General features: G+C 69.8%; 10 protein-coding genes. 8 read left to right on the forward strand and 2 right to left on the reverse strand.

What is annotated here, in order from left to right:
* Positions 1–9 precede the first annotated feature (9 nt).
* The 8 genes from GD429_RS23535 to GD429_RS23570 all read left to right on the forward strand — a co-directional run bounded on the left by GD429_RS23535 (position 10) and on the right by GD429_RS23570 (position 12,496).
* Positions 10–1,668 carry an AMP-binding protein gene (locus tag GD429_RS23535; protein WP_152860397.1) on the forward strand — a complete coding sequence of 553 codons (1,659 nt, stop codon included), beginning with the start codon at positions 10–12 and terminating at the stop codon, positions 1,666–1,668.
* Positions 1,665–2,561, forward strand: a complete 897-nt coding sequence (locus GD429_RS23540) for a hypothetical protein (RefSeq protein WP_152860399.1) — start codon at positions 1,665–1,667, stop codon at positions 2,559–2,561. Before GD429_RS23535 ends, GD429_RS23540 begins: the two co-directional genes overlap by 4 nt.
* On the forward strand, positions 2,561–3,670 hold the full coding sequence (locus GD429_RS23545; protein ID WP_152860401.1) for a 3-oxoacyl-ACP synthase III family protein: 1,110 nt from the start codon (positions 2,561–2,563) through the stop codon (positions 3,668–3,670). The genes GD429_RS23540 and GD429_RS23545 overlap by 1 nt, the downstream gene beginning before the upstream one ends.
* The gene (locus GD429_RS23550) at positions 3,667–4,665 is read left to right on the forward strand and encodes a ketoacyl-ACP synthase III (protein WP_152860403.1); all 999 of its coding nucleotides are present in this window, start codon (positions 3,667–3,669) and stop codon (positions 4,663–4,665) included. The genes GD429_RS23545 and GD429_RS23550 overlap by 4 nt, the downstream gene beginning before the upstream one ends.
* A 5-nt stretch (positions 4,666–4,670) precedes the next feature.
* A complete protein-coding gene (locus GD429_RS23555) occupies positions 4,671–5,567 on the forward strand; it encodes an MBL fold metallo-hydrolase (RefSeq protein WP_152860405.1) in 897 nt (298 codons plus the stop codon).
* Positions 5,568–5,656: 89 nt separating this feature from the next.
* The gene (locus GD429_RS23560; protein WP_152860407.1) at positions 5,657–9,484 is read left to right on the forward strand and encodes an AMP-binding protein; all 3,828 of its coding nucleotides are present in this window, start codon (positions 5,657–5,659) and stop codon (positions 9,482–9,484) included.
* Between the two features lie 11 nt (positions 9,485–9,495).
* Entirely contained in the window at positions 9,496–11,628 is a 2,133-nt protein-coding gene (locus GD429_RS23565; RefSeq protein WP_152860409.1) for a class I SAM-dependent methyltransferase, read from the forward strand.
* A 133-nt stretch (positions 11,629–11,761) separates the two neighbouring features.
* Entirely contained in the window at positions 11,762–12,496 is a 735-nt protein-coding gene (locus GD429_RS23570) for a glycosyltransferase family 32 protein (RefSeq protein ID WP_321574814.1), read from the forward strand.
* Between the two features lie 53 nt (positions 12,497–12,549).
* Here GD429_RS23570 and GD429_RS23575 read toward each other — a convergent pair whose 3' ends face one another.
* Together GD429_RS23575 and GD429_RS23580 are read right to left on the reverse strand one after the other, a co-directional pair.
* Complete coding sequence (locus GD429_RS23575; RefSeq protein WP_152860411.1) at positions 12,550–13,074, reverse strand: aspartyl/asparaginyl beta-hydroxylase domain-containing protein; 525 nt, start codon at positions 13,072–13,074, stop codon at positions 12,550–12,552.
* 40 nt (positions 13,075–13,114) lie between these two features.
* On the reverse strand, positions 13,115–14,291 hold a 1,177-nt coding region (locus tag GD429_RS23580; RefSeq protein ID WP_152860413.1), incomplete at its 5' end, for a phosphopantetheine-binding protein.

Genomic DNA, 14,291 nt, shown 5'->3' on the forward strand with positions numbered 1-14,291 from the left:
GCGCTGACAATGGACGACTTTTGCCGCGCGAACTTGCCCCCGAGCGAGGATTGGCCGACATTCCTCCTTGATTTACCGGGGCTGCAGTTTCCGCCATTTCTCAATTGCGCCGCCGCGCTGCTGGATGCCGCAGTCGAGGAACGCGGCTGGGCGGATCGCGTCGCGATCAGGACCGAATCGGGTGTGACATGGTCGTATCGCGAATTGCGCGATACGAGCAACCGGATCGCCAACATGCTGGTCCACGATGCCGGCCTCGTGGCCGGCAACCGGGTGCTGCTGCACGGCACCAACCACCCGTTGCTCGCGGCGGCGTGGTTCGGCGTCGTCAAGGCGGGCGGCGTGGTCGTCACGACGATGCCGAAGCTGCGCGCGGGTGAACTATCGACCGTCATCGACCGGGCCAAGGTCACGCACGCGATCTGCGAAGCCGCGCTGGCGGCCGAACTCGACGCCGCGATCACGCGCATGCAATGGCGTGGGGAGGTGCGGCGCTACGACACGCAGGACACTGATCCGGGTGCCCGCTGGCTCGACGCCTATCCCGCCGCCTTCACGGCCGCCGAGACGCGCGCGGACGATCCGTGCCTCATCGCGTTCACGTCGGGAACGACCGGGGAGCCGAAGGCAACCGTCCATTTCCATCGCGACGTGATGGCCGCCTGCCACTGCTTCCCGCAGCACGTGCTCAAGCCCACCGCCGACGACGTCTTCTGCGGGTCGCCGCCGCTCGCGTTCACGTTCGGCCTCGGCGCGCTGCTGCTGTTTCCGGTCAGCGTCGGCGCGAGCGTCGTGCTGTTGCCGAAGGCGAACCCGGAACGCCTGCTGGCGGCCGTCGCCCGGCACCGGGTCAGCATCCTGTTTACGGCGCCGGCGGCCTATCGGGTCATGCTCGACCATCTCGACGACCACGACGTGTCGTCGCTGCGCAAATGCGTGGCGGCCGGCGAAGCGCTGCCGCCCCGGACGCGCGACGCATGGCACGCGCGGACCGGCATGCACCTGATCGACGGGATCGGGGCGACCGAGATGCTGCATATCTTCGCGTCGACCGGCGACACCGCGTCGAAGGCCGGCACGCTCGGCCAGGCGGTGCCCGGCTACCGCCTGGCGATCCTGGATGAGCAGGGCCGATGCCTGCCGCCCAATCAGATCGGCTTGCTGGCCGTGCAGGGGCCGACCGGGTGCCGCTACCTGAACGACGCGCGGCAACGCGACTACGTCAAGCACGGCTGGAACCTGACGGGGGACGCCGCCTACCTGGACGAGGAGGGCTATCTGTTCTATCAGGCCCGCGCGGACGACATGATCATCACCTCCGGCTACACGGTGTCGCCCGGCGAAGTGGAGCAAGCGCTGCTGCGCCATCCCGATGTCGCCGAATGCGCGGTCGTCGGGCAGATCGACGAATGGGGCGGCACGCTGATCTGCGCGCACGTCGTGCTGCAACCGGGCATCGAGGGCTCGGACGCGTTGACGACGCAGTTGCAGCAGCACGTCAAGGGCGTGATCGCGTCGTACAAATGCCCGCATCGCGTCGTGTACCACGCCGGCGGCCTGCCGCGCAACGGATCGGGCAAGTTGCAGCGCGCCGCACTCAGGCACGAGCCCAATGGCGCGCTGCGTGCGCCGAATCACACCGACCGAAACGAGCTCATCACCCTATGAAAATTCTTGGAGCCGCGGTGGCGCTGCCGGGCGCAGCGACCGCAGCACGACCCTTTGCCAACGATTACGCGGTCAAGGCCGCCCGGCAGGCGCTGCTGCAAGCCGGTTGCCTGCCGTCGGAACTGGATCTGATCGTCAGCCTGTCGATTTCGCCCAGCCGGATGGCGGACGCGCCGGAGATCGCCGGGCCGCGGCTGGCGCACCCGGTGCAACGCGACCTGCGCGCGCGCCATGCGGCCGTGTTCGACCTGCTCGACGCGGATTGGACACTCGCCCTCGATCTTGCGCAGAGCCATTGCCGGCAGCTCGGCTATCGACGCGCGCTCGTCGTTCGCGCGGAAGCGCTCGCGGATGTCGAGCAGGTCGCCGCGAGCGGCTTCGCCGACGGCGCGGGGGCGATCGTCCTGACGCCTTCCGGCCGCGACCGCGGCTATTTCAGCCGCTATGCGGACCTCGACTCGCCCCCGTTCGCGACGCTCGACGCGCTGCCCGCGCGGCGCGTGAACGGCGCGCTGTCGCTGGCCCGGTTCGAGAGCCGGTTCGATCCCGCCACCGGTCGATTCGACGTCGAACCGGTCAATGCGGCCGCCGCGGTGCGCGCGATGGTCGATGAGGTGCAAAGCCGCATCGACCGGCCCGCCGCCAGGCTGTTTTGCGAATCGTGGATGAGCGGATGGCCGGCGATCGCCGCCGGCGCGGCGGGCGATCTGCGCGTCGAGGTCGGCGCCGGTCCGACGGGCACCGCGGACATCCCGAACGCGTTCCAGCTGCCCGCGTGGCTCGCGTCGCGCGTCGCGGATTCGATGTCGTTGCGTGACGATGAACGGACGGTGGTCGCCATGACGCTGGATCCGTTCAGGCCGCGCATCGCCTGCAGCACGATGGAGGTCTGATGGCACACAATGTCCGAATCGCAAGTCTCGCCTGCCGTCTGCCGGCACGCCAGGTCCGCAACGACGATCCCGTGTTCGCGGGCGTCGAGCCCATTCCGGCGCAATGGTGGCAATTCTGGGGCATCGAATCGCGCTACATGATCGATGCCGATGCCGGCGAATCCGAGCTCGCGCTGGCCGAGCGCACGGCGCGCGACGCGCTCGCCCGCGCCGGCGTGGCGCCCGCCGAACTCGACCTGGTGCTGTTCAACATGACGTCGCCGTTCGTCACGCACGCCGACGGCCGGCGCCGTTTCGCGCCACGGCTGGCGCGTGCGCTGCGCGACCGGCTCGGCGCCACGCGCGCACTCGACGCCGACGTCGAGATGGAATGCGCGAGCTTCGTGCTGCAACTGCAGCTCGCCGCCAACCTCATCAAGCAGGGGCGGGTGAAGCGCGCGCTGGTGTGCTCGTCGGAGCGCATGTCGGCAGTGGTCGACTACACCACCAAGTCGTCGACGAACTTCGGCGACGGCGCGGCCGCGGCCGTGCTCGTCGCCGAGCCGGCCGATCCCGACGGCGCCGACTGGCTGGATGCCGCGTATCACAGCGATGGAACGCGCTACGACCTCGCGACGATCCAGTGGCGCCACGCCCGGGCCACGGCGGACGACGACGCGGCGAGCGACGCCGACAACCCGTTCGGTGCGTATTTCACGCTCAAGCCCGAGGCGCAGGAGGCGATCTCGCGTTTCATGCCCGTCGCCATTCCCGATATCGTCGAGCGGCTGTTGCACCGGAGCGGGATCGGCGTCGCCGACGTCGATGCGATGGTGTTCCACCAGCCGTCGGCGCTGCTGGTGCGCTCATGGGCGCAGCGGCTCGGGCTCAAGCCGGACCAGTACGTGATACGCGTGGCCGATTGCGCGTGCCTCGTGTCGGCCGCCGTGCCGTTTGCGCTCTACGAGTCGATCCGGCAGGGCGTGATTCGGCCGGGATCGATGGTGGTGCTCGCGGGCGCGGGCGCCGGCTGGGGCTTCGGCGCGCAACTGTGGCGCTGGGGCGAAACCGTCGTGACCGATGCAGACGACGCCGTCGCCGCCCTGACCGAACAGGAGGTGCGCGCATGAGCACCCGACTCGTGATCGCCGGCATGGGCCACGCGCTGCCGGACCGGATCGTCGGCAACGACGAAGTCGCCGGCATGATCGACACCAGCGACGCGTTCATTCGCGAGCGCACCGGCGTCGTGGCGCGGCGCTACCTCGCCCCCGGTCAGCACCTGGCGGATCTCGCGTGCCCGGCCGCGCAACGGGCGATGGCCGATGCAGGCGTGACGGCGCACGACGTCGACCTGCTGATCGTCAACACGCTGTCGCCGGATCATCACGATCCGTCGCAAGCGTGCTACATCCAGCCCCGGCTCGGCTTGCGGGAGGTGCCGTGCTTCGACATCCGCGCGCAATGCAGCGGCGGGCTCTACGGGATCGAGATCGCGCGCCATTTCCTCGCGAGCGGCCAGTATCGCAACGTGCTGCTGATTTGTGCCGAGGCCCTGTCGCGGCGGATCGACACCAGCAACGCCGGCCGCAACCTGTCGATCCTGCTGAGCGACGGCGCCGCCGCGCTGCTGCTGCAGGCGACGAACGACCCGGCGCGCGGGCTGGTCGACCTGTCGCTCGGCGCCGACGGCACCCAGTTCGACCTGCTGATCACCGAGGCGCCCGGTGCGCGCCGCCCGCGCTTCATCGACGGCGACGACATCGCGGCCGGCCGGCACCATTTCCGGATGAAGGGCGGGCCGATGTTCGAAGACGCGACGCGGCGGATTGTCGACGCGTGCAGGCAGATGCTCGACAAGCACCGGCTGACGATCGCGGATATCGGCCTGGTCGTGCCGCACCAGCCGAACCTGCGCATCCTCGACGCGGTCATCGGGCAACTCGGGCTGCCCCGCGAGCGCTGCATGATTTCCGTCGACCAGCTGGGCAACATGGCGAGCGCGGCGTTTCCGGTCGCGTTGTCGCTCGCGCGCGAGCAAGGCCGCATGCCGGCCGGGCAGCTCAACCTGCTGGTGACCTACGGCGCGGGCGCGACCTGGGCCTGCGCCCTCTATCGGAGCTGAACGACATGCTGAACGATTCCCCCGGGTGGATCGATGCGCGGCTGGCGCTCGTCGGCACGGCGGACGTGCCGCTGTACGTGATCGTCAACGACGAGGCCGCGACGCTGATCGAGGGCGGCCTGAGCGGCATGACGGCGCTCGTGTGGCGGCAGCTTCACGATGTGCTGCGCGACTTCGGCGGCATCCGGCATCTGCGCTACTGGTTCGTCACACACTCGCACTACGACCATTGCAGCCTGCTCACGACGCTCAAGTCGCGCATGCCGTGGGTCCACGTATCGGGTTCGCCCGACACCTTCGATGCGTTCCAGAGTCTGTCGGCCTGCCGAACCATCCGGCAGCTCGACGCGCACGCATCGCAGTCCTGGGATCCCCCCGACGACGGCGATTTCACCGCGTTGCCCGAGCTGCCGTTCTATCCCGTCAATCCGGGCAAGCGGCTCGACATCGGCGGCGGCATGGAGATCGAGGCGATCGCGCTCCCGGGCCACAGCCGCTGCCAGTTCGGCTACTACTGCCCGCAACTGGACATCGGTTTCGTGTCGGATGCCCTCGGCGAGTTTCACGGCGCCACCACCTGGTTGCCGCTGGTCTTTCAGGACCTGTTCGCGTACCGGCACTCGCTGGACGTCATCGAGCAGCGGGAGGCATCGCGGCTCGCGCTGGGGCACCACGGCATCCTCACGGGCGAGCTCGCCCGATCGGCCGTGCGGCATGCGCGCGCCTGCCTCGACGCGCGTCAGGACGATGCGCGCGCCGTGCGCGGCCATGCCGCCGCCGCGCACGAGCTGGCCCACGCATGGACCGCGCGTTACGCGGCACGGAGCGAAAGAGTGGTGCCGCGCGCGCTGCATCTCAACAGCATGGTGCGCATGATCGATCTGTTCCATCGCGCCGAATAGCCGCATCGGGATTCCTGCCGCAGCAACGCATGGGCGCCGGCCGGCGCCGGGCCGCCGCGCGCTTTTTTCATTCTTCTTCCGACGACATCATGACCACTGCGACCTTGCCGACCACGCTGAGCGAATTGCTCCAGAACCGGGCCGCCACACTCGGCGACCAAACCGCCTACGTGTTCCTGAGCGGCCCGCCCGAACAGGAACAGGCCTTGTCGATGACCTTCGCGGAACTCGACCGACGCGCCCGCCGGGTCGCCGCGCTGCTGCAGCAGAATGCGGTCGACATCGGCGACCGGGTCCTGCTTCTGTGCCGGCCGGGGCTCGACTACGTCAGCGCCTTCATGGGGTGCCTGTACGCGGGCGCCGTCGCGGTGCCCGCGTACCCGCCGCGCAACAGGCAGCATATGGTGCGGATCGCCGGCATCGTCAGGAATGCCGGCGCGAACACGATTCTGTGCTCGCCCGACGACCTCGAACGGTGCACGACCTGGATCGCCGATACCGAAGCATCCGGCAGCACGCTGCTCGACGTCGGGGCCGCCGAAGCGATCGCGTTCCTGCCCGCGCTGGCCAGCGTGCCGCCGTCGCACACCGCCTTTCTGCAATACACGTCGGGGACCACCGGCACGCCCAAGGGCGTGATGGTGTCGCACGGCAACCTGATGCACAACCTCGGGATGCTGCGCGAATGGTTCGGCTACGACGAGCGGAGCACGATGGTCAGCTGGCTGCCGCCGTATCACGACATGGGCCTGATCGGCGTGATCCTGACGTCGCTCTACGGCGGCTTCCGGTGCGTGCTGATGGCCCCGGAACGCTTCATCCAGCATCCGTACCTGTGGTTGCGCGCGATCAGCCAATATCGCGCGGATCTGACGGGGGCGCCGGACTTTGCCTACCGGATGGCCTGCCGGCGAATCTCCGACGAACAACTGGCGACGCTCGACCTGTCGTGTCTCCGGACCGCCTATAACGGCGCCGAATCCGTGCGCGCCAGCACGCTGTCGGACTTCGCCAAACGCTTCGCCACCGCGGGTTTTGCCGCCGGCAGTTTCCGGCCGTGCTACGGGCTGGCAGAGGGGACGTTGTTCGTCGCCGGCCGCGCGGCGCAGCAGCCGATCCGGACGGTGTGCGTCGACCAGGCCGCGCTCCAGCGGCAATCCGTGGTGATCCGCGGCGAGTGCTCGGGTGTCTCGCCGGCTTCGCTCGATCGCCCGGGCGAACGGGTGCTGGTCAGCGTGGGCCGTCCTGCCGGCGACCAGCGCGTGATCGTGCGCGACCTGCAGACGAACGACGGTTGCGTCGACGGGGCCATCGGCGAAATCTGCGTGGCCGGGCCGAGCGTCGCCGCCGGATACTGGCAACTGGACGAGCAGACGCAATCGACCTTCCAGCACACGCTGGCGGGCGATCCGGATCAGGCGTTCATGCGGACCGGCGATCTCGGCTTCATGCTGGGCGGCGAGCTCTACGTCACCGGCCGGCTCAAGGACATGGTCATCCTCGCCGGCCGCAACTACTACTCGGAAGACATCGAGTACGCGCTGATCGTCGGCGTGCCGGAACTGGTGCCGAACGGCTGCGCGGCCTTCATGGACGACCGGGTCGATACGGAGCGCCTGATCGTCGTGGCGGAGGTCGAGCGCACGCAGCGCAAGGGCAATCTCGACGGCTTCATCGACGCGATTCGCCAGGCGATCTGGAATCGCCTCGACATCGGCCCGAGCGCGATCGTGCTGGTGTCGCCCGGCAGCGTGCCGAAAACGTCGAGCGGCAAGGTGCGCCGCAGCACGTGCCGTACGCAGTTGCACGACGGCGAGCTGACGATCCTCGCGCAGTGGGACGTCGATGCCGGCGCGCACACGCCGCAGCCGCAGCAGGAGCGCGGGCGGCCGGATGGCCCGCCACCCGCGCGCCCGGCCGCCGCCGCCCACGTGCCGCTGGCCGGCGCGCACCGGCGGCATGACGACGCCACCGTCGACGCACTGAACGACTGGCTCAGGCATTACGCACGCACGCGGATCGATTCGCGCACGATCGACGAGCGTCGCACCATTCCGCCGCACGTCGTGCTCGATTTCGGGAACCAGGGCCTCCTCGGCATGCCGATCGACCGTTCGTATGGCGGCCTTGGCCTCACGCATCGCGATACGTTGCGCGTGATCGCGCAATTGGGCGCGATCGATTCGACGCTGGCTTTCTTCGTCGGCCTGAACAACACGCTCGGGATCGTGCCGATCATGCAGCATGCGCAGACGCCGTTGCGCGACGAATTGTTGCCGAGCCTCGCGAGCGGCCGGATGCTCGCCGCGTTCGCGATGAGCGAATCGGCCGCGGGTTCCCATCCGCGCGCGATCACGTCCCGCGCGCAGCGCCTCGACACCGGCGACTGGCTGGTCTCCGGAAACAAGCGCTGGAGCGGCTCGTCCGCGTGGGCGGGGATCGTCAACGTGTTCGCCAGGCAGGCCGACGGCACCGGGATGGTCGGCCTGGCGGTGCGTCCCGGCACGCCGGGCGTGCGGATCGGCGCCGAGGAGCTGACGATGGGCGTGCGCGGCATGATCCAGAATTCGCTGCACCTGGACCGGGCGCGGATCAGCGATGCTTACCGGCTCGGCGGCATCGGGCAGGGGATGTCCGTCGCGCAGCAGGCGATGAACATTGCGCGCCTGGGCATCGCGGCCGTCTGCCTGGGTGGCATGAAGCGCTGTGCGCAGCTGATGCATCGCTACGGCGCGCGGCGGCGGATCGGCGCCAGCCTGCTGCTGGACAATCCGCTGAGCCGCCTGCGCCTGGGCGAGCTGCGGCACCGTATCGACGGGCTCGATGCGCTGGTCGAGCACCTGGCCGCCGAGCTGGACCTCGGGGTCGCGGTGCCCGAGGACTGCCTGCTGATCTCGAAGATCCTCGGCTCCGAGCTGCTGTCGCAATCGGCCGACGAGATGATGCAGTTCCTCGGCGGCCGCGGCTATATCGAAACCAACCTGGCGCCGCAGATCTTCCGGGACGCGCGCCTGACCCGCATCTTCGAGGGGCCGACCGAAACGCTGCTGGTCCACCTGGGCAGCCGTCTGCTCAACGGCAGCGACGACTTGCTGCGCTACCTGGAAAGCGCGCTCGGCGCCGGCGTGCTGGCCAGGGAGCTGCGCGAACTGGGCGAGCAGCTGTCGCAAGACGGGCTAGCCAACGCGGCGAAACTCGACGGCGCCGCACACGCCGCCGTCTGGGTCAATTACTGGCTCGGCTCGGTCGCGCAATGGGGCTTGCTGCTGGCGGTGATCGAACGCGCGGCCGCGCAGCAGCGCATCGACGACGGGGCGCTGCGCTGGGTGCAGAACCAGTACGAACGCGCGATCGAGGCGGCCCAGCGGCAGGTCGGGTTGCGCTCCGCGCTGTCCACGTCGGCGGAATTGAACGATTGGGCCGAGCGCAACGCGTTCGAGATCGGCTCGATCGACCAGACGGTCCCGGGCGCCAGCCAACCCGTCGATCCGCTGCTGGGCGCCGAGCCCGGCGCGTCTTCGGACCTCGACGAGCCTGACGCGCCCGCCGGCGCGCACGCCGGTTCAGCGGCGGACCTGATCGTGACCGAGCCGGCGAGCCGGACCGATCGCGAGCGGGCCGAGTCCGTCGAACGATGGCTGATCGCGTGGCTGGGCGAGCGCCTCAAGCAGCGCAAGCTGCGGTTGACGCGCGAGACGACGTTCGCCGAGATCGGCCTCGACTCGATCCTCGCCGTCGAAATGACGATGGTCGCCAGTGAAACCTTCAGCGTGACCGTCGATCCTGCGGCGGTCTGGGATTACCCGTCCATCCGCACGCTGGCCGCCCATCTCGCGCCGCGGATGCGCGACGCCGCGCCGGCGGCGGCCGTCGCGCACGCCGCTTCGGATATTGCAGCTCAACCTTTGACCTTGTGAGACCGTCCAACATGCCTACCCGCTTCGACCTGGGTGAATCGCCCACCGCGCTGGCCCGCCAGCTCGAACATTATCTCGACGCGTATCCCGACGAAACGCGCACGTTGCTCGGCCTGCCGGCCGGCACCGCGATCCGCGTCGAGGTGCTCGACGAGGCGTTGCCGGTCAAGCTCGAGCAGCACACGCACGCGGCCACGCTGCGCATCGGCGGCCGCGACGCGCAGCGCGTGATGGCCTATACGCGCAGCTGCAACTGGGCGAACGGCATCGTGCTGGTGCCGACGCTGGCGCGCCTGGTGTTCGCCGGCGCATTCCACGGCCTGCGCGCCGGGACGCCGCGTGCGATGCGCGCGTTCGCGATGGACCGCCGGTCCGACCCGACCCGCAACCTGGGGGTGTTGTGGGGCGCCCTCAACCTGTTGAGCCTGGCCGGCTGGCTGACCCTCGATCGCGGCGACGAAGACGCCGAATATGCGCTCACCCCGGCCGGCGAATACGTCGTCGCGTGCGTCGAGCGCAGCCGGCCGCTGTTCGAGCAGCTGGCGAACGCGACGTCGGTGCTGCAGCATCTGCACGCGCTGTGTCATCGAAAACGCGCGGCGGCCGACGACGGCGTGCTGTATGCGCAGCTCGCGCGAATCTGCGTGGCGGGTTGGCCGGCGCTGCCGGCGCCGACGACCGATCTGGAGCGCCAGGTGAACGGGCAACTGCGCACGGCGATGGACGGCCTGCTGCTCGGTCCGACCTGGGTCGCGCTCGACATGCCGGTGTTCGACAAGCAGGCGGATGGCCAGTATTCGCAGACGGCGCCCGGCATCTTCGAGAAACTCGACGAGCAGCCCGGCGGGGTCGCGGTCGGCGCGTGGTCGCATGCGGACCCGGTCGTGCTGCACGCGGCGTGGTCGCTGATGTGCAAGTTCGGCATGGCGGAAATCGATCGGGAAAAGGTGCGCCTCACCGAGTCGGGCCGGATTCACCGGCCGATCGCCGCCCCTTACGCGGGGTTGCCCGCGTCCTACCTGCGTTCGTACGCGCTGCTCGACAAGCTCCTGTTCGGCAATCCCGACCCGCTCGACATCGACAGCGATGGCCACATCGATCGCGTGATGAACGTGTATGCGTCGAGCGGCGCCGGGTCGGGGCCGGCGTCGCAGGAAATCACGACGAAGATCCTGCGCAAGCTGTTCGACGAGACGCCGCTGGATCGCCAGCCGGCCGGCATCGCCGACATGGGCTGCGGCGACGGCAGCGCGGTCAGGCGCCTGGCCGAATACGTGATCCACTCGACGCGGCGCGGCCGGCACCTCGCCGACTATCCGCTGCTCGTGATCGGCGCGGACTACAACGAATCCGCGCGAGGCCGGGCCGCTGCCACCCTGTCCGCGCTGAAGGACATCCCCGGCGTGCAGGTGCGCGTGATCGCCGCCGACATCTCCCGGCCCGACCGCTACGACGAAGCGGTGGCCGAAAGCGGGCTGACCGTGCGGCAGCCGGACGGCAGCGTGCGCCCGGTGCGGCTGAGCGACCTGTTGCACACCTTCATGTTCCTGGTCCACAACCGCCGGTTGAGCATCCGGCGCGAGGACGCCGCCGACGCGATACTCGAGCGCCATCTGCGCACCGTCGACCGCGCCCGCCTGCGCAGGGTCGTCGACCAGTACTATCCGGGCCGCCTGACGGTGTCGGACCAGGCCGAATATCCGATTGCGCTCGACGAGATCAAGCGTGCGTTCAAGGTCGCGTACAGCGATGCGCAAGGGCTCGTGCCCGGCTACGTGGCGGCGGCGGACCTGATCGATTTCCTGACCCGCTGGAAGCCCCACGCGAAGCACGGCTTCCTCGTCGTCGAAGGCCATAGCCCGTGGGCGGAAAACCTCTGCGCGAACGCGCCGGGCGGACCGGACGCGTGGTTGCGCACCGAGCAGCTGCCGTCGGTGTTCAACTGGGGCATGCACTTCGTGTCGCGCCAGTTCATGGCGCCGTTCAACGAATTCATGCTTGCGCTGACGCTGGCCGGCCTGCGCCCCGGCAGCCCGATCTATGGGCGGATTCATCCGGAAGGGTTTCCGGGGCCGGACCTGCTGAGCGACTATCGCTTCTTCAGCATTGCCAATTACGTGGCTGATGTCGGGATGAACCGCTAGGCACGATCGCGGCCGGTGTCGCCGATGTCCCGTCATTCGGTGGCAGACGCACGCCGACCCGCGCTCTACGATGGATGCGCCGGCCGGCGTGTGCCGGCCGGCGCATCGACGCGGATCGAACCTTGAGGACATCGTGAACCGGCCCATCCCGAAAACGCTTCATCAGATCTGGTATCAGGGCGAGCATCTGCTGCCGGACAAGTACCGGCGCTACCGCGAATCGTGGCAACGCCATCATCCCGACTGGACGCTGCGCGTGTGGGATGCGCGCACGCTGCGCGAACACGTCGCCACGCACCAGCGCTGGTTCCTGCCGCGCTACGATGCGTTCGCGCACGACATCCAGCGCATCGACAGCGCGCGCTACTGCGTGCTCGACACGCTCGGCGGCGTGTATGCCGACATGGATATCGAAAGCCTGCGGCCCGTCGATGCGCTGCTCGACGGCCGCGAACTCGTGCTGTCGGCCACGCGCGGCTACAACAACGCGCTGATCGGCAGCGCGCCCGGCCATCCGCTGTGGCGCACCGTGCACGACGCGCTGCGCGACGGCGCGAGCGCGCCGCTCGACGACCTGCCGGCGCGCCTCCGCGAGAGCGCGGCGGTGCAGATCGCGGCGACGACGGGGCCGCGCTTCTTCACGATGTGCATCGAGCGCAGCGGCGTGGCCGCCTGGCCGACGACGCTGTGCTGCCCCGGCGACGTGTTCGAGCCGGACGCTCCGTCCGCGCAGGCGGCGGCCGACGCGGGCGCGTACACCCGTCACGACATGGACCTGAACTGGCAGCCGCCGCACGTGCGACTGCTGTCACGGCTGACGCGCGCGCTGTTCGCCGCGCAGGCGAAGGTGCGCGGCGCGCGGCGCTGACCGCGCGAACTCGGCCGGCGGCACGCCGCCGCCGGTTCGCGCTGCCGATTCGCTCAGTAGGTGTGAACCTCGGCCGGGAACGTGACGGTGCGCGACGGATCGCGCTTGAAATCGAACAGCAGCACGACCCGCGTCTTCGTGCCGCGATTCCATGCCTCGTGCTCGGTGGTGTCGTCGAACACGAGACACGATCCGGCGCTCCAGCCGCGCACCTCCGGGCCGACGCGGATCGCGCAGTTCTCGGACGGCTTCAGGCCGATATGGCAGCGCAGCACCTCGTTCGTGTAGCCGTAGTGCGGGCCGATGTAGGTGCCCGGCGCGAGCGACGAGAACCCGGCGTTCACCAGGCCGGGCACGGTTTCGAGCAGGCGCGCCGTCTCCGGGCACAACAGGCAGTTCTGCTCGACGCGCTGCTCGAGCTTGAACAGCGGAAAGACCGTCCAGTTGCCATCGTAGATGTTCGTCTCGGGCCACTTCATGAAGGCGGCCTGCGCGAGCCCGTCGAGCTCGTGCAGGATGGTTTCCCAGCCCTGCGCGACAGCTTGAAGCGCAGGGAACTGCTCGGGCGGAAAGAACATGGGTGTTGCTCCTCGGCGTTGAAAAAAATGCGTGAAAGGATCAGCTTGCTGCGTTGCGCATGCGGGCGGCGTCGAGCGCCGCGTCGATGCGCGCGGCGAGCGCGGCGGCGAGCGGGGCCAGGTGCGCGCCGCGCACCATGCTCAGGTGGTCGCCCGCCGCGCGATGGAGCGAGACGCCCGCCGCCGTGTGCGCCGCCCAGCCGAGATCCGCGTCGGCGCCGGCCGGGTGCGTGCCGCCGTCGCTGACCCAGACGGCGACCGGCACGCCGAGCGGCGCGGGCGCCGGGCGGCTCGCCAGCGCCTTGTCGGCGGCGAGGTTCGCGCGGTACACGTCGACCATTCGCGCGATCCGGCTCGCGGGCACGTCGGGCGGCACGACGCCGCTCGCCTTCAGCCGTGCGGCGAATGCGTCGATCCGCTCGGCGTGCGTGAGCGGCGCGAGCGCGGCCGCGTCGATCCGCAGGTCGCGGCCGAGCGATTCGGCGAGCGCGGTCGTCATGTATTCGAGCAGGCCCGGCTCGTCGGCGGGCAACTGCGCGGCGAACGCGGCATCGCTCGCGGGCGGTGCGTCGAGCGCGACGACGAGGCACGGGGGCGCGCCGTCGCGTTCGAGCGCACGCACGACCCACGCGGCGACGCTCGCCCCCCACGAATACCCGACGAGCACGAGCGGCGCATTTTCAGCACCCGCCGCGCCTGCGTCGACGAGCGTGCGCGCATGCGCGGCGGCAATGGCTTCGACGTCGGCGAGCGGCGTCGCATGTTCGTCGAGCCCGGCCGCCTGCAGCCCGAGTACGCGATAGCGCGCGCCGAGCGCGGTGGCGAGCGGCACGAGCGACACGACGAGCCCGGAAATGTCGGGCAGCAGCGCGATCGTCGCGCGGTGAGCGTGCGCGTCGCCGCCGAGCGGGATCACCGCGGCGCCGGACGCGACGTCCGCTCGCACGGGTGTCACGTTCGACGCATCCGCGGCACGATCGACGGCCGCGGCGAGCGCCGCGACGCCCGCGTGCGAAAACAGCGTGGCGAGCGGCAGCGCGACGCCGAAGCGGCGCTCGATCTGCGCGACCAGCTTGACGGCGAGCAGCGAATCGCCGCCGAGCGTGAAGAAATCCGCGTGCAGCGAGTCGACCGGGTGGCCGAGCGTGTCCTCCCACAGCGCGCGCAGCGCGGCTTCGGTCGGGCTGCCGGCTTCGTCACGGGCGGCGGCGGGGGCC

This window comes from Burkholderia sp. BE17, assembly GCF_009362305.1.
Taxonomy (GTDB): Bacteria; Pseudomonadota; Gammaproteobacteria; order Burkholderiales; family Burkholderiaceae; genus Burkholderia; species Burkholderia pyrrocinia_C.

Excerpts from the sequence above, each read along its gene's own strand:
- GD429_RS23535 (WP_152860397.1), top strand. The coding sequence starts at position 10 with ATGGACGACTTTTGCCGCGCGAACTTGCCCCCGAGCGAGGATTGGCCG.
- GD429_RS23540 (WP_152860399.1), top strand. The coding sequence starts at position 1,665 with ATGAAAATTCTTGGAGCCGCGGTGGCGCTGCCGGGCGCAGCGACCGCA.
- GD429_RS23545 (WP_152860401.1), top strand. The coding sequence starts at position 2,561 with ATGGCACACAATGTCCGAATCGCAAGTCTCGCCTGCCGTCTGCCGGCA.
- GD429_RS23550 (WP_152860403.1), top strand. The coding sequence starts at position 3,667 with ATGAGCACCCGACTCGTGATCGCCGGCATGGGCCACGCGCTGCCGGAC.
- GD429_RS23555 (WP_152860405.1), top strand. The coding sequence starts at position 4,671 with ATGCTGAACGATTCCCCCGGGTGGATCGATGCGCGGCTGGCGCTCGTC.
- GD429_RS23560 (WP_152860407.1), top strand. The coding sequence starts at position 5,657 with ATGACCACTGCGACCTTGCCGACCACGCTGAGCGAATTGCTCCAGAAC.
- GD429_RS23565 (WP_152860409.1), top strand. The coding sequence starts at position 9,496 with ATGCCTACCCGCTTCGACCTGGGTGAATCGCCCACCGCGCTGGCCCGC.
- GD429_RS23575 (WP_152860411.1), bottom strand. The coding sequence starts at position 13,074 with ATGTTCTTTCCGCCCGAGCAGTTCCCTGCGCTTCAAGCTGTCGCGCAG.